Source organism: Pseudomonas sp. NY15374 (assembly GCF_048068255.1).
Lineage (GTDB): Bacteria > Pseudomonadota > Gammaproteobacteria > Pseudomonadales > Pseudomonadaceae > Aquipseudomonas > Aquipseudomonas machongensis.
Map to the genome: position 1 here is coordinate 34389 of NZ_JBLUPZ010000006.1, position 24914 is coordinate 59302.

General features: G+C 60.2%; 11 protein-coding genes. 9 read left to right on the plus strand and 2 right to left on the minus strand.

The window, feature by feature from the left end; genetic code table 11:
- Positions 1-51: 51 nt before the first annotated feature.
- From ACNFHO_RS14245 to ACNFHO_RS14275, 7 genes are all read left to right on the plus strand, one after another.
- Complete coding sequence (locus tag ACNFHO_RS14245; protein WP_416766705.1) at positions 52-10155, plus strand: DUF637 domain-containing protein; 10104 nt, start codon at positions 52-54, stop codon at positions 10153-10155.
- 6 nt (positions 10156-10161) lie between these two features.
- The gene (locus ACNFHO_RS14250) at positions 10162-10632 is read left to right on the plus strand and encodes a hypothetical protein (protein WP_416766706.1); all 471 of its coding nucleotides are present in this window, start codon (positions 10162-10164) and stop codon (positions 10630-10632) included.
- A gap of 449 nt (positions 10633-11081) precedes the next feature.
- Positions 11082-11369, plus strand: a complete 288-nt coding sequence (locus ACNFHO_RS14255; RefSeq protein ID WP_416766707.1) for a hypothetical protein — start codon at positions 11082-11084, stop codon at positions 11367-11369.
- Between the two features lie 292 nt (positions 11370-11661).
- Positions 11662-12063, plus strand: a complete 402-nt coding sequence (locus ACNFHO_RS14260) for a hypothetical protein (RefSeq protein ID WP_151924118.1) — start codon at positions 11662-11664, stop codon at positions 12061-12063.
- A 585-nt stretch (positions 12064-12648) separates the two neighbouring features.
- On the plus strand, positions 12649-12918 hold the full coding sequence (locus ACNFHO_RS14265) for a hypothetical protein (protein ID WP_416766708.1): 270 nt from the start codon (positions 12649-12651) through the stop codon (positions 12916-12918).
- A gap of 1512 nt (positions 12919-14430) precedes the next feature.
- Complete coding sequence (locus ACNFHO_RS14270; protein WP_416766709.1) at positions 14431-14997, plus strand: hypothetical protein; 567 nt, start codon at positions 14431-14433, stop codon at positions 14995-14997.
- A 203-nt stretch (positions 14998-15200) separates the two neighbouring features.
- Positions 15201-15593, plus strand: coding sequence for a DUF2846 domain-containing protein (locus tag ACNFHO_RS14275; protein WP_197892494.1), 393 nt, complete (start codon positions 15201-15203; stop codon positions 15591-15593).
- 121 nt (positions 15594-15714) lie between these two features.
- On the opposite strand, the gene ACNFHO_RS14280 is transcribed toward ACNFHO_RS14275, so the two are convergent.
- Positions 15715-16068 (minus strand): hypothetical protein, encoded by a 354-nt coding sequence (locus tag ACNFHO_RS14280; RefSeq protein ID WP_063543983.1) that lies wholly within the window; start codon positions 16066-16068, stop codon positions 15715-15717.
- Between the two features lie 331 nt (positions 16069-16399).
- Here ACNFHO_RS14280 and ACNFHO_RS14285 point away from each other — a divergent pair, with 331 nt between their 5' ends.
- Positions 16400-21265, plus strand: coding sequence for an NAD-glutamate dehydrogenase (locus tag ACNFHO_RS14285; RefSeq protein WP_063543985.1), 4866 nt, complete (start codon positions 16400-16402; stop codon positions 21263-21265).
- 120 nt (positions 21266-21385) lie between these two features.
- On the opposite strand, the gene ACNFHO_RS14290 is transcribed toward ACNFHO_RS14285, so the two are convergent.
- The gene (locus ACNFHO_RS14290) at positions 21386-22204 is read right to left on the minus strand and encodes a pyruvate, water dikinase regulatory protein (protein ID WP_054892475.1); all 819 of its coding nucleotides are present in this window, start codon (positions 22202-22204) and stop codon (positions 21386-21388) included.
- A gap of 181 nt (positions 22205-22385) precedes the next feature.
- Between ACNFHO_RS14290 and ppsA the strand changes: the two genes are divergently transcribed.
- Entirely contained in the window at positions 22386-24761 is a 2376-nt protein-coding gene (gene ppsA, locus ACNFHO_RS14295; RefSeq protein WP_054892474.1) for a phosphoenolpyruvate synthase, read from the plus strand.
- Positions 24762-24914: the final 153 nt, after the last annotated feature.

A 24914-nucleotide genomic window follows, 5' to 3' on the forward strand; every position in this document is an offset into this window, starting at 1 on the left:
TTGCGGGGCAGGCCGGCAACTGGCCTGAGCTGCGACTGGAGTTTGTTCGACATGGATATCCGCACCCCACTGAACCAGTGCATCGCCCTGATCGTTGCTGGCGTGATGTTTCTCAACCCCATCGTCAGCACGGCTGCACAGCTGACCGTCGATGCGGCGGCCAATGCCAACACCAGCATCAACCAGGCCGGCAACGGGGTGCCGATCGTCAATATCGCCACCCCCAACGGCAGCGGCCTGTCGAGCAACACCTTCCGTGACTACAACGTCGGCAGCAACGGGCTGATCCTCAACAACGCCACCGGCAAGACCCAGTCGACTCAACTGGGCGGCATCATCGTCGGCAACCCCAATCTCAGGGGGCAGGCGGCCCAGGTCATCCTCAATCAGGTCACCGGCGGCAACCGCAGTACCCTGCAAGGCTACACCGAGGTGGCGGGCCAGGCGGCCCGGGTCATCGTCGCCAACCCCCACGGCATCACCTGCAACGGCTGCGGCTTCATCAACACGCCACGGGCGACCCTCACCACCGGCAAGCCGATCATGGACGGCGAGCGCCTGGACCGCTTCCAGGTCGATGGCGGCGACATCGCCATCGAGGGCGATGCGCTCAACGCCACCAACCTCGACCAGTTCGACCTGATCACCCGCAGTGCCAAGCTCAATACCGAGCTGCATGCCAAGCAGTTGAACATCGTCACCGGGCGCAACGACGTCCAGGCCGATACCCTGCAAGCCACCCCGCGTGCCGATGACGGCAGCGAAAAGCCCCTGCTGGCCATCGACAGCTCGGCGCTGGGCGGCATGTATGCCAACACCATCCGCCTGGTCGGCACCGAGCAGGGCGTGGGCGTCAAGCTGGCTGGAAACATGGCCGCTACCACCGGCGATATCCAGGTGGACGCCAACGGCAAGGTGACGCTTGCACAGACCTCCAGCGCCGGCGACCTGAAGATTGCCGCGCAAAGCGCCGAGCTGACCGGCAAGACCTACACCGCCGGCAGCGCCACCGTGCGTGTGCGTGACGATGTGACTGTCGGCCAGAGCCTCGCCGCCAAGGGCAGCATCAGCGTGCAGGGCGCGCGGATCGACAACCAGGGCATCATCGAAGCCGGCGTGGAGCCAGACAACAGCCGCAACGCCCAGGGCGACGTGAGCCTCAAGGGCCAGACCCTGCACAACCGCGGTAGCGTGGTCGCCAACCGCAACCTCGAGATCGACAGCAGCGCCACGCTCGACAACCAGGGTGGCAGCCTCAAGGGCCGCAACACCACGCTGACCGCAGGCCTGCTGGACAACCGCAAAGGCCAGGTGCTGGCCGACGACACCCTGAAAGCCACGGGCGGTACGATCGACAACCGTGAGCAAGGCCTGCTGCAAGGCAAGGGCCAGGCCGTGGTGAATATCACCGGCAACCTCGACAACCGTGGCGGTCGTGTGGTCGGCCAGGGGGATCTGCAGGTCACCGCCGCCCAGGTGGACAACCGCGCCAACGGTCTGATCGGCAGCGACAAGCAGGCAAAGCTGACCACCCGCGCGCTGCTGGACAACCAGAACGGCGGCAAGCTCAAGGCCGATCGCCTCGACATCACCACCGCCGGGCTGCTCAACAGCGGCGGGCAGATGCTGGGCGGCGACGTGCTGATCGTCGCCAGCGCCGACATCGACAACCGCCTCGGCCTGATCTCGGCCAAGCGCCTGCTCGATCTCAAAGCCGTGGGCCTGGACAACAGCGGCAAGGGCAACCTGCTCAGCGACGGCACACTGGCCGTCAAAGTGGCCACCCTGAACAATCGCGACAACGGCATGCTGTCGAGCGTCGGCGATCTCTCACTGCATGGCGAACGCCTCGACAACCGTGGCGGTCTGGTGCTTGCCGACCGCTCGCTGTCCGTCACCGGCGGGGACTTCGACAACCGCGACAAGGGCGTAGCCACCACCAAGGGCAAGGCCCACATCGAAGTTGCCAGCCTGGCCAACAGCGATGCCGGCCACCTGCAGAGCGATGGCCGCCTCGAGCTGATCGCCGACAAAGTCGACAATCAACGCCTGGGTAACATCACGGCCAAGGGTGACCTCGAAGCCCACCTGGGCACCTTGAACCAGCAGGGCGGCAGGCTGACCAGCCTGGGCAGCCTGCTGCTCACCGCCAACACGATCGACAACCAGAACGGCGGCGGGATTGGCGCGACCAATCTGGTCGACATCCGCGCGGCGCGCGTGCTCAACCAGCAGGGTGAGATCTCCAGCGCAGGCAAGGTCGTGCTCGACGCCAGCGCACTGCTGGACAACCAGGCTGGCAAGGTCATTGGCGACCGTGGCCTGACCCTGACCGTCCAGCGCCTGCTGAACCAGAACAAGGGCCTGCTCAGCGGCTACGACAGCCTGAGCCTGAAAGGCACCGAACTGCTCAACAACGGCGGCCGGTTGAGCAGCCACACGCATATCGAGCTGGCCCTGGACGGCCAGTTGGACAACAGCGACGCCGGCCTCATCGTCAGTGACGGCACCCTCACGCTGAACGCCGGCACGTTGCATAACCGCCAGGGCGGCAAGGTCTCGGCCATCGCTGCCATGGGCCTGACCAGCCAAGGGCTGCTGGATAACCAGGGCGGCATTCTGGTGACCGATGCCGGGCTGGTGCTTGACGCCGCCCGCCTGGACAACAGCCAGGGCGGCGCCATCAGTGCAGTTGGCCATGCCCAGTTGCGCAGCGGCGCCATCGACAACAGCGCCAAGGGCAACATCGGTGCCGGCAGCCTGCTGCTGGTCGCCACCCAGCTCGACAACAGCGCCCGTGGTCGCATCAGTGCCTCCGGCCAGATCGATGCGATGCTGACCGGCCTTGACCAGCATGACCACGGGCAACTGGTCAGCGGGACCGGCATCGACCTCGACCTGCAGCACGGCCAACTGGTGAACCGCGACGGTGGCTTGCTGCGCTCGCCAGGCAGCCTGCTGTTGCGCCAGATCGGCGCGGTGGACAACCGCAACGGCGCAGAGATTTCCAGCGACCACGGCTTCAGCCTGGTCGCCGACCGCCTCGATAACCGTGGCGGACGCCTGATCAGCGCCCAGGACCTGACCCTGCGCATTGCCGGTGTTCTGGACAACAGCCTCAAGGGCGTGTTGTCGGCTAGCCACGATCTCGACGTCGAGGCTGCCAGCCTCGATAACTTCAGCGGCGGCACCCTGGCCAGCGGCAAGGCCCTCAAGGCCGTGATCGACGGTCAACTCGACAACCACGACCAGGGCATCCTCTCCGCCGCCGCAGCGCTGACCGTCACCAGTGCAAGCGTGCTCAACAGCGAGCGTGGCCTGCTGTCGGGCAACACCGGCCTGACCGTCACGACCGGACAACTGGATAACCACCAGGGCGGCCAGCTCATCAGCCAGGCGGGGTTGACCGTCACCAGCGACGGCCTCGACAACCGTGGCGGCGCCTTGAGCAGCAAGCAGGCCATGACCCTGACCACGGGCGACGTGCGCAACGGCGCCGATGCCCTTCAGCGCGGCGGTCGCATCCACAGCGATGCCGAGTTGACGCTGGTGGCCGGGCAGGTCGATTCCAGCGAGGGCGGCGAGATCTCCGCCAAGGGCGATCTGCTGCTGCGGGTGAGTGCGTTGATCCAGCGCCAGGGGCGTCTGATCGGTGAACAGAAACTCGACCTCGACCTCAACGGCGGCGATCTGACCAACCAGGGCGGCCTGATCAGTGCCAATGGCCCGCTGATCATCCAGCGCTTGGGCAAGCTCGACAACAGCGCCGGCGAAGTCACCAGCCAGCAGTCCTTCAGCCTGCTCGCCAAGCGCATCGACAACCAGCAGGGCCGCATCCTCAGCGACGGCCGGCTGACCGTAGAGGCGGCACAGCTGGACAACAGCACCAAGGGCCTGATGTCCGGCGTTCAAGGCCTGCAGGTCACCGGCAGCGACCTGAACAACAGCGGCGAAGGCACGTTGTCGAGCAAGGACGGCGATCTTACCGTGACCCTGACAGGCGCCCTCGACAACCGTGACCAGGGCGCTCTGGTCAGCAAGGGCCGCCAGCAGGTCACGGCGGCCAGCCTGGACAACCGCAAGGGCATCGTCTCCTCGGAGCAGGCGATCACCCTCAGTGTCGGCGATCGTTTGGACAACAGCGGCGGCCTCATTTCCGCCACAGGCGACCTGACGCTCGACCAGGACAGCACCGTCATCGACAACCAGGGCGGGCAGATCAACGGCCAGGCGATCAGCGTCGCCGGCAAGCGTCTGGAAAACGGCAACGGCCAGCTCATCAGCCGCGCGGCGCTCGACCTGACCTTGGCCGATGCACTGCTCAATGCCGACGGCGCGCGCCTGGTCAGTGGCGCCGACCTGCTGCTCAAGGCCGCGCGTGTCGACAACCAAGGCGGCAAGCTAATCAGCCATGGGTTGCTGCATGTCGATTCGGGCACACTGGACAACAGCCACGGCGGCAACCTGGCCAGCCAGCAGAACCTGGTGCTGCGCCTGAGCGGCGATCTGCTCAACGGCAACGATGGCCTGTTGTTCAGTGAGCACGGCAAGCTCGACATCCATGCCGTTGCCCTGGACAACCAGGCCGGCACGCTCAAGAGCCAAGGCGATATCGATGTGCGCCTGGACAAGCGCCTGGACAACCGCGGCGGTCGTCTGGAGAGCCAGGCAGGCAACCTCGAACTGCACGCGGCGAGCCTCGACAACAGTGGCAATGGCATGCTCAGCGCGGCCAAAGGCCTGTTCAAGGGCGTCTTCAGCGACCTGTTCGACAACGCTGGCGGTACCGCCCAGGCGCAGTCCGTGGACATTGCAGCCGACGCCAAGGTGAACAACCAGGGCGGCTACCTTTCGGCGCTGGGCGGTGACGGCAAGATCGTCACCGCCGATCTCGACAACCGCGGCGGTGGCCTGTACGCCGCCGGATTGCTGAAGGTGCAGGGCCAGCAACTGTTCAACCAGAGCGGCAAGATCGGCGCCGAGCGCATCGACTTTGGCCTCAGCGGCGCGCTCTACAACAGCCTCGGCCAGTTGGAAAGCGAGAGCGAGCTGCAACTGCGCGCCAGCGAGCTCGACAACCGCAGCGGCAATCTGCGCGCCCTTGGCAAGACCGGCACCAGCCGATTGATCGTCGCGGGCAACCTGCTCAACGACAACGGCGTGCTGGCCACCGCCAACCAGGACCTCGACCTGCAGATCGGTGGCCTGAGCAACAGCGGCGGGCAACTGCTGCACACCGGCCAGGGTAGCTTCGGCCTGGCTTCCGACAAGGTCACCCAGGCCGGCGGCGTGCTGCACACCGATGGCCTGCTGAGCATCGCCGCTGCCAGCTGGACCAACAGCAGCGTGCTGCAAGCCCGGCGCCTGGAGCTGGACATCGGTCGCTTCGTCCAGACCGCCAGCGGCAAGCTGCTGGCCGTCGAGAGCCTCAAGGGCCGGGGCGGCGACTGGACCAACCATGGCCTGCTGGCCAGCGATGGCAGCCTGCAACTGGATCTGACCGGCAACTATGACGGCAATGGCCGCCTGAGCAGCCTTGGCGCACTGACGCTGGGCGCCAACGATATCCGCCTGTCCAGTACCGCCAGCCTGGCCGGTGGCGCCGACACTGCGGTGACCGCGCGCAACCTGCTGAGCAACGACGGTCGCCTGACCGCCCTGGGCGGCCTGACAGTGACGGCCGCCAGCCTCGAAAACCGCGGCACCCTGGGTGGCGCTGCGGCGGTGAAGCTCGCCGCCAACAGCCTGAGCAACCAGCGCGGCCTGGTGTTCAGCGGTAATGACATGACCTTGCGCGTCGGCAGCCTGAGCAACTACTACGGCGATATCTACAGCCTTGGTGGCCTTGATCTTGCCGGCAACGCCAGTGCCCGCGCGGTGCTGCTGGACAACATCTCCGGCAGCGTGGAAAGCGCCGGCAACATGACCCTGGCGGTGGACACGCTGCTCAACCGCAAAGAATTCCTGAGCTCGACCAAGAAACTGGTCGCCGGCAACGTCAACGTCTATTCCGACGACCGCTGCAAGGGCAAGGGCTGCGAGCTGTACTTCTCGGCAACGGAAAGCTGGGAAGACGTCATCGACCGCGATACCCCCACCGCCTTCATCACCACCGGCAGCAAGCTGACCTTCGCCGGTGACGCATTCCGCAACCACTACAGCAGTGTTTCGGCGGCGGGTGATATCGCCATCAATACGGCGGTGTTCGAGAACAAGGGCGCCGGTGGTGGCGAGCAGCGCAACCTCACCGCGAGCATGTATACCCGTGATCGCGGCCAGTACAACGCGTTCATCCAGGCCAAGAACCAGTTCAACCAGAACCCCGGCTCGCTGACCCTAGACGAGGTCATGGCGGCTGCGGGGTATCCGCAGTACAGCATCTACGACGTCATCGACAACAGGACGCCGATCGCTGGCGCCGTGGTTGCCCCGGCGGTCGTGCAGTCGGCTGGCGCCGTGACCATCAACGCCACCCAGCGCATCGACAACAGCGTGGTGCGCGTCAACCAGGCCGGCGCCGGTACCATCGGGGCCCGTGGCGATGCCACGGCTGATCCGCGCCAGGTCCAGACCCAGGTGCGTGCGCTCAACCCGCAGTTACCGCCCGACCTCGCCCAGCGCCAGGTCAATCCGGTCACGCTGCCCAGCTTCAGCCTGCCTCAAGGCAGCAACGGCCTGTTCCGCATCAGCACCCAGACCGGCCAGGCCGCGATCAGCGGTGATGCCCTGGGCGCCACCGCCGACCATACCCAAGCAGGCAGTGGCACCTTCATCTCACCGTTGGCCAGCACCACCAATGCCGACAACCGTGCAGCGCAGACGCTGGCCGCCGCAGGCTCGGCTGCGGCCCAAGGCGCCGTCAGCGGCGCCGGTGTGGCGCTGGATGGCCTGGCAGCGGGTGTTCGACTGGTCCAGGGCGTACCTGAGCGCAGCGTGCCGAGTACCTCGCACAAATACCTGGTGGAGACCAACCCGGCCCTGACCGACCTCAAGCAGTTCCTGAGCTCCGACTACCTGCTTGGCCAGCTAAACGTCAATCCAGACCAGGCCATCAAGCGCCTGGGCGACGGCCTCTACGAACAACGCCTGATCCGCGAAGCTGTGGTGGCCCGGACCGGCCAGCGCTACATCGATGGCATGACCAGCGACGAGACGCTGTTCCGCTACCTGATGGACAACGCCATCGCCAGCAAGGACAAGCTGTCGCTGAGCGTGGGCGTGTCGCTCAGCGCCGAGCAGGTCGCCGCCCTGACCCACGACATCGTCTGGATGGAGCAGGTCGAGGTCAACGGTGAGAAGGTGCTGGCCCCAGTGCTGTACCTGGCCCACGCCAACGGTCGCGTCGCCCCCAACGGCGCGCTGATCCAGGGCCGTGACGTCAACCTGATCAGCGGCGGCGACCTGGTCAACGTCGGCACCCTGCGTGCCACCAACAACCTCGCCGCCAGCGCCACCAACATCAGCAACAGCGGGCTGATCGAAGCGGGCGGGCGCCTGGACATGCTCGCCACCGACTCGATCCGCAACGCCCAGGGCGGGATCATCGCCGGTCGTGAAGTGAGCCTGACCGCGCTGACCGGCGACGTGATCAACGAACGCAGCGTCACCCGCCTGGAAGGCCGGGCCGGTGGTGAGCATGTGACCAAGGATCTGGTCGACACTGCAGCACGCATCGAGGCGGCGAACGACCTGACCATCACCGCTGGGCGCGATATCGGCAACGTGGGCGGGGTGCTCAAGGCGGGTGGCGATATCAGGCTGGATGCTGGTCGCGACCTGTCCATCGTCAGCCAGGAAGGCGTCGACAGCCACGAGTATCAACGCCGCCGTGTCAGCGGCCACGACACCAGCATCACCCAGTACGGCAGCGAGATCAGCGCAGGCGGCAACCTCACCGCCACGGCAGGCCAGGACCTGAGCATCGTCGCCAGCGAAGTCGAGGCACGCCGCGACCTGGCCCTGCAGGCCGGCCGCGACGTGACCCTGGCTGCTGCGGCGAACGAGGAGCACAGCTACGCCAAGGGCAAGAAGGGCAAGACCAAGTACGAGCGGCAGGAGGATGACGTCGAGCAGCAGTCTGCCGTGGTGAAGGCCGGCGGCGACCTGGCTATCGACGCCGGACGTGACCTGCGCCTGGTGGCGAGCAAAGTCAGCGCTGGCGAGGAAGCCTACCTGGTGGCCGGCGACAAGCTGGAGCTGCTGGCGGCCAACGACAGCCAGTACTCGCTGTACGACATGAGCAAGAAAGGCGGCTGGGGCAGCAAGCAGACCCAGCGCGACGAAGTCACCGACGTCAAGGCGGTGGGCAGCGAAGTCAGCAGCGGTGGCGACCTGACGCTCAAGAGCGGTGGTGATCAGTTGTACCAGGGGGCGAAGCTCGCCTCGGGTAATGACCTGACCATTGATAGTGGCGGCGCGGTGACGTTCGAGGCGGTCAAGGACCTGCATCAGGAGAGTCACGAGAAGAGCAAGGGTGATCTGGCCTGGACCAGCATGAAGGGCAAGGGCAACACCGACGAGACCGTGCGTCAGAGCCAGTTGACGGCCAACGGTGACGTGCTGATCAAGGCGGTTGATGGCTTGAAGGTCGACGTCAAGCATATCGATCAGGCCACCATCAGCCAGAGCATCGATGCCATGGTGGCGGCTGATCCGCAGTTGGCGTGGTTGAAGGAGGCTCAGAAGCGAGGCGATGTCGATTGGCGGCAAGTGAAGGAAATTCATGACTCATTCAAGTACAGCCAGTCTGGATTAGGTGCCGCGCCATCGTTGGTGATCGCTATCGTAGCTGCAGCCTATCTGGGACCACTGACAGGAGCATTGGCCAGCAATCTTGCTGTGGGCACTATCAACAACGGCGGCGATATCGGCCAAGGCGTCAAATTTGCACTGAACAAGGACAACCTTAAAAGCTATGCGATAGCCGCTGCAGCGGCTTATGTCATTACACCTCAGCTTGACAAGGCTTTTGGTGTCTCCACTGACAATATCAACAAGATCACCAAAGGGTTCGATTTAGGAAGTATTTCGGGTATTACGCAGTTCGGCCTGTATTCCACCACACAAGGGGTGCTACTGGCAGGTGCGGAAACAGTAGTCAGAGGCGGCAGCTTTGGCGAGAACCTGAAAGGCAACCTCGTCGCGCAAGCTGGTAATTTTGGCATGGCCGTCGGTTTCAACCTCATTGGAGACTGGGCGCTCGGGAAATACCCGGACGGCAGTCCTCAGAAGGTAATGGCGCATGCATTGTTAGGCGGCTTGGTAGCGAAAGCGACCGGAAGTGATTTCGCAAGCGGTGCCGTCGCAGCGGGTGCTAATGAAGCGTTGAGCAAGGCGCTTTCGAGCATGGTGGGTGGCGATGAAAATCTAGAGTTGATGGCAGCTCAGATCACTGGGCTGCTCGCCGTAGCGGCAATAGACGGTGACTTCGCTAAAGGGGCTGAGATTGCCAAATACGCGACAGCCTATAATCAACAGGTTCACCGCCAGGCCAAGGAGCGGTTGGAGCGGGGCTTGAAGGAGCTTCGCGCCCAAGGGAAGTATCTTGATCTTGATGTAGAGGTAGTGCTGAGCGATTTGCGCAGGATCGCGGATGGCGAGGCGACAAAGGTTGCTGATCTTGATCCCAAGGTCGCAAAATTCCTCGGCGCCGAGTTCTCACCTGCTAGCATGAGGGAGACGTTGTTCGAACCCGAGGACTGGGAACGCTACGTAGGTTTTGCGATTGATCTACTGTTCCCTTCCCCGTCAGGTAAGGCCGCGGCGGTTCAGCGGGTAGCTCCGAAGATCTCGAAGGAAGCGCTGGCAGCACTTGAGGCGAAGTTTGGGCCGGACTTGGTTAAGGGGGCTGCCAGCTTTGGCGAGATCAAGACGGTCCTAGTATCGGCGCAAGCTCCCTACAAAGGCAGTACCATCATTGGTCATGCATTATCTAAACATGCCGGTAGAAATCCAGATATTTGGGGTAAGATAACCGGCTCAATGAGCACGTGGAACGATCAGGCAATGAAGCATTTGCGTGAAATTACCAAAGCTCCAGGTGAGTTCAAGGCAGTAGTTACCGATAAAGGGCTTAATTTTATGGAGAAGCGCCTTCCTGATGGCCGCGGTATTCGACTGAATATGGATGGGACTTTTAAAGGGTTTATTGACTAGTATTCCATGGCTGAATCATACGAAGTGGTGCTGCAGCAGGTGGCTGTACGCGATTTGTTAGGGCTGCTGGGGTTCCTGGAAGCAAGCTCTCGGGCACTTATGGGGTTGGTTTCTTCGGAAAGTGTTATTAATGTGGGTGGTGGAGATATTAATAGGGCTTTGATTGATGAAGTTATTGCCTATAAGGGAGATGTATGTCTGGTAGGTCGGCTCTATGAGTTTCTGGTGTCGCCGACGATAAGTTTGCCATGTGTTCTTCTGAGGGTTGTTAAATATTCGGAAGGAGTGGATGTGGAGTTGTCTTTTAATGAGATGCCCTTTTTAAATGCTGATTGCGTAATGCGTGCCATGCGAGATTACTCGGATGACTTGTCGAATAGGTTTGAATTTTCGCAATTTTATGGTGGTTTAGAGCCAGCTGTAGATGTGAATACTAGGTATTTTACTGGTAATTCGTTCGGCCCTTTAGGTTTATAACGCTAAGGTGAATGATAGCGTGCTAGCTAGTTTAGTGTCTCAGAAATACCGCTAAAAATAATTTCCCCAGCCCTCGTGCCGCGTGAGCTTATCAGGCGTCCGAGGTCGTAGGCGGTAAGCTTGGGCAGTGGGAGATGGTAAGTGCTCAAGCCCACATATAGGTTTCATCTTATGTACTACTTTTTATATATTTAGGTGATTTGTTTTTCTTTACAGGTGTTATGGCGAAATTTTTAGGGGGCATAATTATCTATTATGAGTATGGTGCGTAAAATTTTGGTTGGCCTGATATTTCCGGATTATTTCCTGGATTCTTAACTTATGTCGTACCTGTGTGGTTTGGGATATGTTTTGCTTCATGTTTTAAGTGGGGTGATGGAAAGTAAATGTCGAAATGATTCTCGAGCACGGATTGCTTGAGCCAAAAAGGGTCCAAGCTTGAGTGAAGCATGCCTCCCTATATCGATCCTGTGAGAGAAAAAGTGAAGCTGGAAAGAGTTGGATTTTTGTTGATGGTTGTGTTGTTGGTGTATTCTGTGTTGTTTTTTCTTGGAGTTGGGGTGTTGGGGCACCTTGTAGGGTCGATTATTGGCTATTATAAATTTGATTATTGGGCGTTTGGTTGGAAGGAGATTCATAAGTCTATTCTTGTTGGCTTGTCTTGTGGGGTTCCAGTCGCTTTAGGGATATGGGTGGAGTCAAAGGTGGCAGAGGTTAAAAAAAAGCGCTGCGACTGATTTTTAATTTGTGGTTGTGTTAGGTTTGTCTGGGTTTTAGAGAGGCGGAATTTATGATTGAAGGTTCTAAATTTATCTAAGATGCCAATTGTGTATTTGGTCGAATCAGTTCGCTTATAGACGCAAGAATAGAGCGTGGCGATGTAATTCAAGGGTTTGGAAAGCTAAAGACTTCGAATGTGTCGTGCCGAAAAAGTGAGATGAAAGTTATTGCCGTTGATTCAATTGGGCTTAATAAATTCAAAGATCGGTTTCGCCCGCAGAGTTCCATCGGTTGCTTCGGGTGTCGCGCGTGCGCGTGGCCGCCATCGATCAGGCCCAAAGGCCGGGTAAACTGCCCAGCCGCAGCGGCGAAGTGGCCGCCCGCCAAGGCACGTCGAGCCCGGTAGGAGGGGCCGCTGACGGGTTGCACTGGTCCACTGCACAGCCTGGGCCTAGCACGCCGATCACGCTTGCCCAGCCCTACACCGAGACCATCGTTGCGCGCGACACCAGCCACCCGGCAATGACGTCGGTGGCCGCGCCGACGCTCCAGCAGGCCCTCCCGACCAAAGACGGCGGAATGGACGCCGCGCGTGATCTGGTCAACCTCGAAGGCGCGGATCAGCGTAGCGACAAGCTGTTGCAACTCTACAAGCGCGATCCCTCATTGCTTAGCCAGGATGAGAAGGTCGGGCTCGCGGCATACCTTTAGGCTTATGCCTTTGAGAGACTGGATGCTGTCAGGAAACTGGATGCCCCAAATGGCTTGGGTATCAGCCATAGCCTGGCAACCGTCCAGGCAAGTGTCGCCAGTTTGCTCAGTGGTGAGCAGACCTTGGGTTATGGCCATCCCTAGGCAGGTAGCAGCCAGGAAAAGCTCGCGTGGGCAGATGCTCAGCACAGCCAAATGGGACTGGTTGAAAACCTGGCCTGGACCCAGGACCGTAGCGTCGACGAGCAGACCTACCTGGAGGTTGAGCCGAGGCCTGGCTGGATGTCTTGGAATATTTTTGCGAAGTCATTTCACATCAAAATCCCTGATATCGAGATCCCTGATGTGTGAGAACACTCGAGGTGCTGACACGGGGTATTTGGTTGTGAACACCAAACAGCTTTGAGGAGAAAATGAACTAAACAGATCACTGAGGTCAGTGTCATTGATTTTTACAGAGTTGAATCGCTGCGCGAGCGGACATGGTGTTCCATGCCTCGGAGTACTATTGGGCCAGTCGCCAATCAAAATAAATGTTCGGGACGGTGTGGCTCAGACTGCATTCCGGCACTAGTAGGAATGGTTATGGATAGTGGTGGCATACTATTGGAGCGATTTGTCGCCCAAGAGTTGAATGGTAGCGTTTGTTCTATTTTGAACGATGCCTTTAATGAGCGGTTTTGCTCAGGGAACGTTCTGTTCAGGGAGTTTGAGTTTAATTGCTTTGACGTTTATTTGGATTTTGAAAAAGGGTTCGTCACCTTGCAAGATGTTCTTTTTGTTGGGGAGAGTAGCTTTCTTGATATGCCGATACGTGAATTTATCTCTGCTTGCGGTTTGAATGGTTCTTGTTGATTTGTGTGGCGAGACACCTTCTATCGTTACAGAGAAGCTAAAGCCACAGGCGGTGTCGAGACCTTACTGGAAAAGGATTTTCGTCGCCCAAGTATGAAGAGCCGTGGCTGAGAGAATCGTCGGTGCCTGCGTGTCTGAAAATGTAAGTTTTGAGATAGGGTCGTTAGGAGGTGGGAAGTGATTAAGCTTCGGTCAAGGCTGCAAGCGTTCCTTTTGCTATTTGTATATCTAATAGTCGCGTTTTTTTTAGTGGGTGTTGCTTCAAGATTTTTAGGTTCTTCAATTAATTTTTACAATTTTGGCGTGTGGAGTTTTGGTTGGTCTGATGTTCCTGGCGTGCTTCCCGGTGCGATTGCATATGCAGTTCCGGTTGGGGTTGGCATTTGTGTTTTGTCATATATGAGGGGTGGTCGCGGGCGTTGATTTTTATGACGGCTGATTATGAAATTTTGTGATCTGGATAGTTCAATCGAATTGGCGCGGGCGGGTCTTGCTTGGAGGCTTGATCAAGAGCGAGGATCCAACGTATTCACTTCTGGGCTCGGTTCTGGTCGGGGTAGTGGGTTTCAGAACTGGGCAGGTAGCGTCTAGGTAGCTATATTTCGGGACCTCAGTTGATGTGGGAAATGATTTGTCTGGATCTGTTGCTTCGACGTCACTGGAGGGAAAGTGGAGCCTTTAGGAGTTGGTGAATGATTAGGCCGAAGTCAAGTTTGCAAGCTTTTCTGTTGCTGTTTTTCTATTGTTTTTTAATGTTTATGCTGGTTAGTGTTAGTGGGGTGATTTTAGGGGCGACAATAAATTTCTTTAAGATGGGCCGTTGGGTGCTTGAATGCTCTGAGATTCTGCGGCTAATTCCTGGGGCTTTAATCTACACAGTGTTTGCTACGGTAGGGATATGGGCGCTGTCTCGGCTAAAGGCATATAAAGAACGTAAGGCTCCCGGAGATAAAGAGTAAAAAAGTTAGAGGTATGTCTCATGCGCGCTTTAGCAAAATCTGCCGAAAGCTCTCTGTAGGCGAATGGGGAGAGTCATCGTGTCTCGGTTAATGTAGAGTTTCCTTGGCAACATCGGCCAAGAATTCAGCAATGACCTAACTCGTATGGGGCCTCAGACTTCCGAAGCTACGGGTGGCAAGATAGGGTCAATAGGAGATAACAAGTAATGAAGCCCAAGTCGAGGTTTCAAGCTTATGTGCTACTTTTAATTTATTTGATCATTTTGTTTTTCTTTGGAGGGGTCGGATCAAATTGTTTAGGGGCTATAGCCTTATATTTCAAATACGACACGTGGTTTTTTGGCTGGTCTGATATTTCCGGTGTGTTTCCTGGCTTTCTGGCCTATGCGGTACCTGTCTGGTTTGGGATATGTCTTGCTTCATATTTCAAATGGGGTGGTGGGGAGTAAATGTCGAAATAGTGCCCGAACGAGAGGTGGTGGTTTGGAGTGCGCGACGTATATGGGGTTGTTGGGCGGTGATTTTTTTTGAGTGACTGAGAGGAGTGTTGTTGGTGAGAGTTAATATATTTCTGGTTTTTTTTCTTTTGAGTGGCTGCGTCACAAATCAACTGCATTTTTCCCCTTATACGGCCGATTCTGAGTTGGTTGCAATAAAAAACAAAAAAATTAATTCATCGATAATCGGAGTTTCCAGCGTCGAGCGCTGCTCTCAGTGTTCTGAGAACAGCAAGGTAGTGTGGCATGCTGCCAACTACAATGGGGGTTTGTATGAAGGTTTTGCCAATGTTCCAGTCACTGACTGGATCAATTTTACCAAGCGAGCTATCGGCTCTGATGATGATGCGAACATAAAAACTCGCGTTGAGATCAATCGCATTTTTGTCAAGACTTGGAATAGTCCGGATTATTATGCGTGCGAAGCCAGTGTCTCGGTCTATGTCGAGGGTGCCAAATATGTTGGAGAGTCTCGTGTGAAATTAAAAGGCTCAGGCCAGGCGATGGTTGCTCAGGATTTAGCTTATCTGAAGGCTGAAGCATTGCATGTGGTAAGTCTTGCGTTGAAGGCTGCTTACATGGAAGCACTTGGTAGTAGAGAAAAAACGCACATTAACAATTAGCGTTTGTAAAGTGTAGCGGGTCAGCCACCACGGCAGCAGGTTGACGCCAAGATGATGGCGAATTAATATCGCCGCCGCTATTCCGCCCCTACCACCCTTTCGTAAGCAAGGAAGCCTTTGTGATCAAAACCCTCCTCAAAGCCACCGCCGTACTCTCCATTGCGCTGCTTTACGGCTGCGCCTCCACCCCCTCGGCGGACAAGATGCAGGCGGAGGTCGCCAACTACTCGCTGCCCAAGGCTGCAGTAGCCGACAAGGCCTTGGTCTACGTGGTTCGCCCGAGCAACGCCGGGATGATGGTGCGTTTCAACGTCTTCCTCGATAACAAGGAAGCCGAGTCGGAAATCGGCTACAACCGTGGCAATCAATACATCTACTTCTACGTGACCCCGGGTACCCACGTGATCAGCTCCAAGGCCGAGAACTGGGCCGAGATGACCGTGAACGCGAAGGCGGGTGAGGTCATCTACCTCAAGCAGGAAGTCGAAGTCGGCGTGGTCATGGCGCGCAACAGTCTCAAGGTGCTGAGCGACCTTGAAGGCCGCTACCTGGTCAAGGATGCATCGCTGGGCACCCTCGCGAAGGAAAGCAAGTAAGCGCTGTCGATCCATGCGCTGATCGGCAAGTACACAAAGGCGACCCTTGGGTCGCCTTTGTTGTGTGCGCTGTCGACGCTTCCTTGCCCCTGTGCGGGCTAACCCGCAACGGGGCGCCGTCTCAGATCTCGGAAACGAACGTCCCCGTTCCCTCGAGAATATTGCGCAGCGTCAGCGCCACTTCCTCCAGATCGCTTCCGGCCGACGTAAGCAGGATCTCCAGCGATTCATCACCCCTGAGTGCATCCCGATCCCCCGGTGAAACCTCGATCAGCAGGCGCTCGGCACTCAAGGTCACTTTCAGCCCGTCCAGCGTCGACGGTTCGTCGTCCAGCGTGAGATCGACGGTGTCTTCGTCCGGATAGCGGGTGAGCAGGAACATCTGGCCCTTGTCGCTGTGGCAGCACAGGGTCGCCATGTTGTCTTCCTCGTCATCGCAGGGGGTGGCGAAGAGCAGGGCGGTTTTCAGTTGCATGGGCAGCTCGGTTCAAGGAAATGAAATGCGATTGTGCCAGTCTGGGCCTTGCGCATAAACGCAATGTTACCGCCCTTTGACCGAATATGTCGCAGCGCTGCAAGCCGGGATGACCGCTCAGTCGTTAAGCTGCCCAGTTGATGGACAACCGTAAAGACACAGCCACCGGCAGTCGTCTTTGCAGCTGCCCATCCCTGGAACATGGACGCGAAGGAAGCGTCCTACGCCTTGGTTTTACCGTCTTCCTGCTACGGGTTGGCTATCGTTGATCCGTACATGGCGCACGTACACGACGCTTCACCTATAACAAAGCCCAAGCGGAGTACCACAGATGGCGTTTTTCACCGCAGCCAGCAAAGCCGACTTCCAGCATCAACTGCAGGCGGCCCTGGCGCAGCACATCAGCGAGCAGTCCCTGCCACAAGTGGCGCTGTTCGCCGAACAGTTCTTCGGCATCATCTCTCTGGACGAACTCACCCAGCGTCGGCTGTCCGACCTGGCCGGCTGCACCCTCTCTGCCTGGCGCACCATCGAGCGCTTCGACCCGAACACTGCGCAAGTGCGGGTCTACAACCCTGACTACGAACGCCATGGCTGGCAATCCACGCACACCGTGGTCGAAGTCCTGCACCATGACCTGCCGTTCCTGGTCGACTCGGTACGCACCGAACTCAACCGCCGCGGCTACAGCATCCACACTCTGCAGACCACCGTGCTCAGCGCCCGCCGCGGGCCTAAGGGCGAGTTGCTCGAATTGCTGCCCAAGGGCACCCAGGGTGAAGGCGTCAGCCACGAGTCGCTGATGTACCTGGAGATCGACCGCTGCGCCAATGCCGCCGAGCTGACCAGCCTGACCCGCGAGCTGGAGCTGGTGCTGGCCGATGTGCGCGTCGTCGTTGCCGACTTCGACCCGATGAAGGCCAAGGTCCGCGACCTGCTGGCGCTGGTGGGCGAAAACGCCTTCGGCCCGGCGCAGAACGACAAGGCCGAGGTGCAGAGCTTCCTCACCTGGCTGCTGGACAACCACTTCACCTTCCTCGGCTATGAAGAGTTCGTGGTCGAGTCCGACGCTGCCGGCGGCAGCCTGGTCTACGACGAATCGTCCTTCCTCGGCCTGCCGCGCGTGCTGCGCAGCGGCCTGAGCAATGAAGACCTGCGCATCGAGGACTACGCCGTCAGCTACCTGCGCGAGCCGCGCCTGCTGTCGTTCGCCAAGGCTTCGCAACCGAGCCGCGTGCACCGTCCGGCTTATCCGGACTACGTGTCGATCCGCCAGATCGATGCCGATGGCAAGGTCATCAAGGAATGCCGCTTCATGGGCCTGTACACCTCGACGGTGTACGGCGAAAGCGTGTACACCATCCCGTACATCCGCGGGAAAGTCGCCGAGATCGAGCGCCGCTCGCACTTCGATCCCAAGGCGCACCTGGGCAAGGAACTCACGCAGGTGCTCGAAGTGCTGCCGCGCGACGACCTGTTCCAGACCCCGATCGACGAGCTGTTCAACACCGTCATGTCGATCGTGCAGATCCAGGAACGTAACAAGATCCGCGTGTTCCTGCGCAAGGACCCGTACGGCCGCTTCTGCTACTGCCTGGCCTACGTGCCGCGTGAAATCTACTCCACCGAAGTGCGCCAGAAGATCCAGCAGGTCTTGATGGAGCGCCTGAAGGCTACCGATTGCGAGTTCTGGACCTTCTTCTCCGAGTCGGTGCTGGCGCGTGTGCAGTTGATCCTGCGGGTCGACCCGAAGAACCGCATCGACATCGACCCGCAGCAGCTGGAAAACGAAGTGATCCAGGCCTGCCGCTCGTGGCAGGACGACTTCTCCGCGCTGGTGGTGGAGAACTTCGGCGAAGCCCAGGGCACCAACATCCTCGCCGACTTCCCCAAGGGCTTCCCGGCGGGTTACCGCGAGCGCTTCGCCGCGCATTCGGCGGTGGTGGACATGCAGCATGTGCTGGCGTTGTCCGAAGCCAAGCCGCTGGCCATGAGCTTCTACCAGCCACTCACCCAACTGGGCGAGCGCCAGCTGCACTGCAAGCTGTACCACGCCGACACGCCGCTGGCGCTGTCCGACGTGCTGCCGATCCTGGAGAACCTCGGCCTGCGCGTGCTGGGTGAATTCCCATACCGCCTGCGCCACGCCAACGGTCGCGAGTTCTGGATCCATGACTTCGCCTTCACCTACAGCGAAGGCCTGAACCTGGACCTGCAGCAGCTCAACGACACCCTGCAGGATGCCTTCATCCACATCGTCAAGGGCGACGCCGAGAACGACGCCTTCAACCGCCTGGTGCTCACCGCCGGCCTGCCATGGCGCGATGTGGCGCTGTTGCGCGCCTACGCCCGCTACATGAAGCAGATCCGCCTGGGCTTCGATCTGGGCTACATCGCCAGCACCCTGAACAACCACACCGACATCGCCCGCGAACTGACCCGGTTGTTCAAGACCCGCTTCTACCTCGCGCGCAAGCTCGGCCAGGATGACTTGGACGACAAGCAGCAGCGCCTGGAGCAGGCGATCCTCACCGCCCTGGACGACGTCCAGGTGCTCAACGAGGACCGCATCCTGCGTCGCTACCTGGATCTGATCAAGGCCACCCTGCGCACCAACTTCTACCAGCCCGACGCCGCTGGCCAGAGCAAGTCGTACTTCAGCTTCAAGTTCAACCCGCGCCTGATCCCCGAGCTGCCCAAGCCGGTGCCGAAATTCGAGATCTTCGTCTATTCGCCACGGGTCGAGGGTGTGCACCTGCGCTTTGGCAACGTCGCCCGCGGCGGCCTGCGCTGGTCGGACCGCGAGGAAGACTACCGCACCGAAGTGCTGGGCCTGGTCAAGGCGCAGCAGGTGAAAAACTCGGTGATCGTACCGGTCGGCGCCAAGGGTGGCTTCCTGCCGCGTCGCCTGCCACTGGGTGGCGGCCGCGACGAGATCGCCGCCGAGGGTATCGCCTGCTACCGCATCTTCATCAGTGGCCTGCTCGACATCACCGACAACCTCAAGGACGGTGGCGTGGTGCCGCCGGCCAACGTGGTGCGTCATGACGACGACGACCCCTACCTGGTAGTAGCCGCAGACAAAGGCACCGCGACTTTCTCCGACATCGCCAACGGCATCGCCAACGACTACGGCTTCTGGCTCGGCGATGCCTTCGCCTCCGGTGGTTCGGCTGGCTACGACCACAAAGGCATGGGCATCACTGCCCGTGGCGCCTGGGTGGGCGTGCAGCGCCACTTCCGTGAGCGCGGCATCAACGTGCAGGAAGACCCGATCACCGTGGTCGGCATCGGCGACATGGCCGGCGACGTGTTCGGCAACGGCCTGCTGATGTCCGACAAGCTGCAACTGGTAGCTGCATTCAACCACCTGCACATCTTCGTCGACCCGAATCCGGACCCGGCCACCAGCTTCGCCGAGCGCAAGCGCCTGTTCGAGCTGCCGCGTTCGGCCTGGACCGACTACAACAGCGCGATCATGTCCGAAGGCGGCGGGATCTTCCCGCGTAGCGCCAAGAGCATCGCCATCAGCCCGCAGATGAAGGAACGCTTCGCCATCGAAGCCGACCGCCTGACCCCGACCGAACTGCTGCACGCACTGCTGCAGGCGCCGGTCGACCTGCTGTGGAATGGCGGTATCGGCACCTACGTCAAGGCCAGCAGCGAAAGCCACGCCGATGTCGGCGACAAGGCCAACGACGCCCTGCGCGTCAACGGCAACGAGCTGCGCTGCAAGGTGGTGGGCGAGGGCGGCAACCTGGGCATGACCCAGCTCGGTCGCGTCGAGTTCGGCCTGCATGGCGGCGCCACCAACACCGACTTCATCGACAACGCCGGTGGCGTGGACTGCTCCGACCACGAGGTCAACATCAAGATCCTGCTCAACGAAGTGGTGCAGGCTGGTGACATGACCGAGAAGCAGCGCAACCAGCTGTTGGGCAGCATGACCGAGGAAGTTTCCTCGCTGGTGCTCGGCAACAACTACAAGCAGACCCAGGCCCTGTCGCTTGCGGCCCGCCGCGCCCGCGAGCGGATCGCCGAGTACAAGCGCCTGATGGCCGACCTCGAGTCGCGGGGCAAGCTGGACCGCGCCATCGAGTTCCTGCCGACCGAAGAGCAACTGGCCGAACGCCTGGCGGCCGGCCAGGGCCTGACCCGTGCCGAGCTGTCGGTGCTGATCTCGTACAGCAAGATCGATCTCAAGGAGCAACTGCTCAAGTCGCTGGTGCCGGACGACGACTACCTGACCCGTGACATGGAGACGGCGTTCCCGCCGTCACTGGTCAGCAAGTTCGCCGAAGCCATGCGCCGTCACCGCCTCAAGCGCGAGATCGTCAGCAACCAGATCGCCAACGACCTGGTCAACAACATGGGCATCACCTTCGTGCAGCGTCTGAAGGAGTCCACCGGCATGAGCCCGGCCAACGTTGCCGGTGCCTACGTGATCGTGCGCGACATCTTCCACCTGCCGCACTGGTTCCGCCAGATCGAGGCGCTGGACTACCAGGTGCCCGCCGAGATCCAGCTGACCCTGATGGACGAGCTGATGCGCCTGGGACGTCGTGCCACCCGCTGGTTCCTGCGCAGCCGTCGCAACGAGCAGGATGCCGGTCGTGACGCTGCCCATTTCGGGCCGAAGATCGCGCAACTGGGGCTCAAGCTCGACGAACTGCTGGAAGGGCCGACCCGCGAACGCTGGCAGGCGCGCTACCAGGGCTTCGTCGAAGCCGGGGTGCCGGAGTTGCTGGCGCGTATGGTGGCAGGCACTACTCACCTGTACACCCTGCTGCCGATCATCGAAGCTTCGGATGTCACCGGTCACGATCCGGCGCAGGTGGCCAAGGCGTTCTTCGCCGTGGGCAGCGCGCTCGACCTGACCTGGTACCTGCAGGAAATCAGCAACCTGCCGGTGGAGAACAACTGGCAGGCGCTGGCCCGCGAAGCGTTCCGCGACGACATCGACCTGCAGCAGCGCGCGATCACCATTTCCGTGTTGCAGATGGCCGATGCACCGGACGACATGGACGCCCGCGTGGCCCTGTGGGCCGAGCAGCACCGGGTGATGGTCGAGCGCTGGCGCGCCATGCTCGACGACCTGCGCAACGCCACAGGCACCGACTATGCGATGTACGCGGTGGCCAACCGCGAGCTGGTCGACCTGGCGTTGAGTGGGCAGTCGGTGGTGATTCCATCCTGACCTTGGCCCTGAAATGAAAAAGCCCCGGCAGCAATGCCGGGGCTTTTTTGTTCGTCTCTAGCGGCCCTGTGGGCTGTGGCTCGCCGCTGCGACTTGCCCGCTAAAAGGCTTCCGCGGACCTTACTTGAACCGCCGCTCCACGCCTTTCTCCACGAGAATCTTCGCCGAAATCTCTTCCACCGAAAAATGCGTGGAGTTGATGTTGGGAATGTTCTCCCGGCGGAACAGGTTCTCCACCTCGCGCACTTCGAATTCGCACTGGGCAAAGCTCGAATAGCGGCTGTTGGGTTTGCGTTCGTGGCGAATGGCGGTCAGGCGGTCGGGGTCGATGGTCAGGCCGAACAGCTTGTTGTGGTGCTTTTTCAGCACCGCTGGCAACTGCAGGCGCTCCATGTCGTCTTCGGTCAGCGGGTAGTTGGCGGCGCGGATGCCGAACTGCATGGCCATGTACAGGCAGGTTGGTGTCTTGCCGCAGCGCGACACACCCACCAGGATCAGGTCGGCCTTGTCGTAGTAATGGGTGCGCGCACCATCGTCGTTGTCCAGGGCGAAGTTGACCGCCTCGATGCGCTCCATGTAGTTGGAATTGCCACCGATCGAGTGGGATTTGCCCACGGAATACGACGAATGGGCGGTCAATTCCTGCTCGAGCGGGGATAAAAACGTCGAAAAGATGTCGATCATGAAGCCATTGGACGTAGCCATGACCTCGCGGATGTCCTGGTTGACGATGGTATCGAAGATAATGGGGCGCACACCGTCGCGCTCGGCCGCGGCATTGATCTGCTGGACCATGGCGCGCGCCTTGTCGAGCGTATCGATGTAGGGGCGGGTGAATTTGGCGAAGGGAATGCTTTCGAACTGCGCCAGCAGGCTTTGGCCCAGTGTTTCGGCCGTGATGCCGGTACCGTCGGAGATGAAGAACGCGGATCGTTTCATTTGCACCTGAGGCCTTAAGCTGCCGAATGTTTCTGGATATGATAGGTTCGGTTTGCCGAACGCGGTCGTTCGGCATTCTCACTTATTTTCCAGGTCCAGGCCACAAGCGTCCCGGCCCAGCCGCAGAGTCGACAGGCGGGCGCCCTTGAGCTTTTCCAATACAGTTAGTGGAGAGATCACCTTGGTAGAGTACGTAGTTTCCCTCGATAAGCTCGGCGTCCATGATGTGGAGCATGTGGGGGGCAAGAACGCATCCCTGGGCGAGATGATCAGTAATCTTGCCGGTGCCGGCGTATCGGTGCCGGGCGGCTTTGCCACTACGGCTCAGGCGTATCGCGACTTTCTCGAACAAAGTGGCCTGAACGACCGCATCCATGCCGCGCTCGACGCGCTGGATGTCGACGATGTCAACGCCTTGGCCAAGACCGGCGCGCAGATTCGCCAGTGGGTGATGGAGGCCGATTTCCCGGCACGTCTGGACGCCGAAATCCGCACCGCCTTCGCCGAAATGGCTGCCGGCAACGACAACATGGCCGTGGCCGTGCGCTCTTCGGCGACCGCCGAAGACTTGCCGGATGCTTCGTTCGCCGGCCAGCAGGAAACCTTCCTCAATATCCGTGGCGTCGACAACGTGATCCGCGCGGCCAAGGAAGTGTTCGCCTCGCTGTTCAACGACCGCGCCATTTCCTACCGCGTGCACCAGGGCTTCGACCACAAGCTGGTCGCCCTGTCGGCCGGCGTGCAGCGCATGGTGCGTTCGGAAACCGGCACCGCTGGCGTCATGTTCACCCTCGACACCGAGTCGGGCTTCCGCGATGTGGTGTTCATCACCGGCGCCTACGGCCTGGGTGAAACCGTCGTGCAGGGTGCGGTCAACCCTGACGAATTCTACGTGCACAAGAACACCCTGCAGGCAGGCCGCCCGGCCATCCTGCGCCGCAACCTGGGCAGCAAGGCGATCAAGATGGTCTACGGCGACGAAGCCAAGGCCGGTCGTTCGGTCAAGACTGTCGAGGTCGACCGTGCCGAGCGTGCGCGCTTCTGCCTGAGCGACGCCGAGGTCAACGAACTCGCCAAGCAGGCGATGATCATCGAGCAGCACTACCAGCGCCCGATGGACATCGAATGGGCCAAGGACGGTGACGACGGCAAGCTGTACATCGTGCAGGCTCGCCCCGAGACCGTGAAGAGCCGCGCCAGCGCCAATGTCATGGAGCGCTACCTGCTTAAAGAGAAGGGCACGGTATTGGTCGAAGGTCGCGCCATTGGCCAGCGTATAGGCGCTGGCAAGGTCCGCGTGATCCACGATGTGTCCGAAATGGACAAGGTGCAGCCAGGCGACGTACTGGTTTCCGACATGACCGACCCGGACTGGGAACCGGTCATGAAGCGCGCCAGCGCCATCGTCACCAACCGCGGTGGCCGCACCTGCCACGCCGCGATCATCGCCCGTGAGCTGGGTATCCCGGCCGTGGTCGGTTGCGGCAACGCCACCCAGGTGTTGAAAGATGGCCAGGGCGTGACCGTATCCTGCGCCGAAGGCGACACCGGCTTCATCTTCGAGGGCGAGCTGGGCTTCGACGTCAAGCAGAACTCGGTGGATGCGATGCCGGAGCTGCCGTTCAAGATCATGATGAACGTCGGCAACCCCGACCGCGCCTTCGATTTCGCCCAACTGCCCAATGCGGGCGTAGGCCTGGCGCGCCTGGAGTTCATCATCAACCGCATGATCGGCGTGCACCCCAAGGCACTGCTGAACTACGCCGGCCTGCCGCCTGAGCTGAAAGAGAGCGTCGACAAGCGCATCGCTGGCTACAGCGACCCGGTGGGCTTCTATGTCGAGAAGCTGGTCGAGGGCATCAGCACCCTGGCCGCCGCCTTCTACCCGAAAAAGGTGATCGTGCGCCTGTCGGACTTCAAGTCCAACGAGTACGCCAACCTGATCGGCGGCAAGCTCTACGAGCCGGAAGAAGAAAACCCGATGCTGGGCTTCCGCGGTGCCTCGCGCTATATCAGCGAGTCGTTCCGTGACTGCTTCGAACTCGAGTGCCGCGCCCTCAAGCGCGTGCGCAACGAGATGGGCCTGACCAACGTCGAGATCATGGTGCCGTTCGTGCGCACCCTGGGTGAAGCCAGCCAAGTCGTCGACCTGCTCGCCGAGAATGGCCTGGCCCGTGGCGACAATGGCCTGCGCGTGATCATGATGTGCGAACTGCCGTCCAACGCCATCCTGGCGGAAGAATTCCTCGAATACTTCGACGGCTTCTCGATCGGCTCCAACGACCTGACCCAGCTTACCCTGGGTCTGGACCGCGACTCGGGGATCATCGCCCACCTGTTCGACGAGCGAAATCCTGCGGTCAAGAAGCTGCTGGCCAATGCCATCGCCGCGTGCAACAAGGCCGGCAAGTACATCGGCATCTGCGGCCAGGGCCCATCGGACCACCCTGACCTCGCCAAGTGGCTGATGGAGCAGGGCATCGAGAGCGTCTCGCTGAACCCGGACTCGGTACTCGAGACCTGGTTCTTCCTGGCCGAAGGTCAGGGCGCCGCTTGATGTAACCGGCGCGGGGCGCGTCCTGACGCGCTTCGCGTTTCGGCCTTTTCGCGGGCAAACCCGCTGCCACCGACCCCAGTGGCAGCGGGTTTGCCCGCGAATGCGCTGCAGCCCAGGTTCAGCGTGGCAGTTCCCCATCCTGTTTCCTCTTTT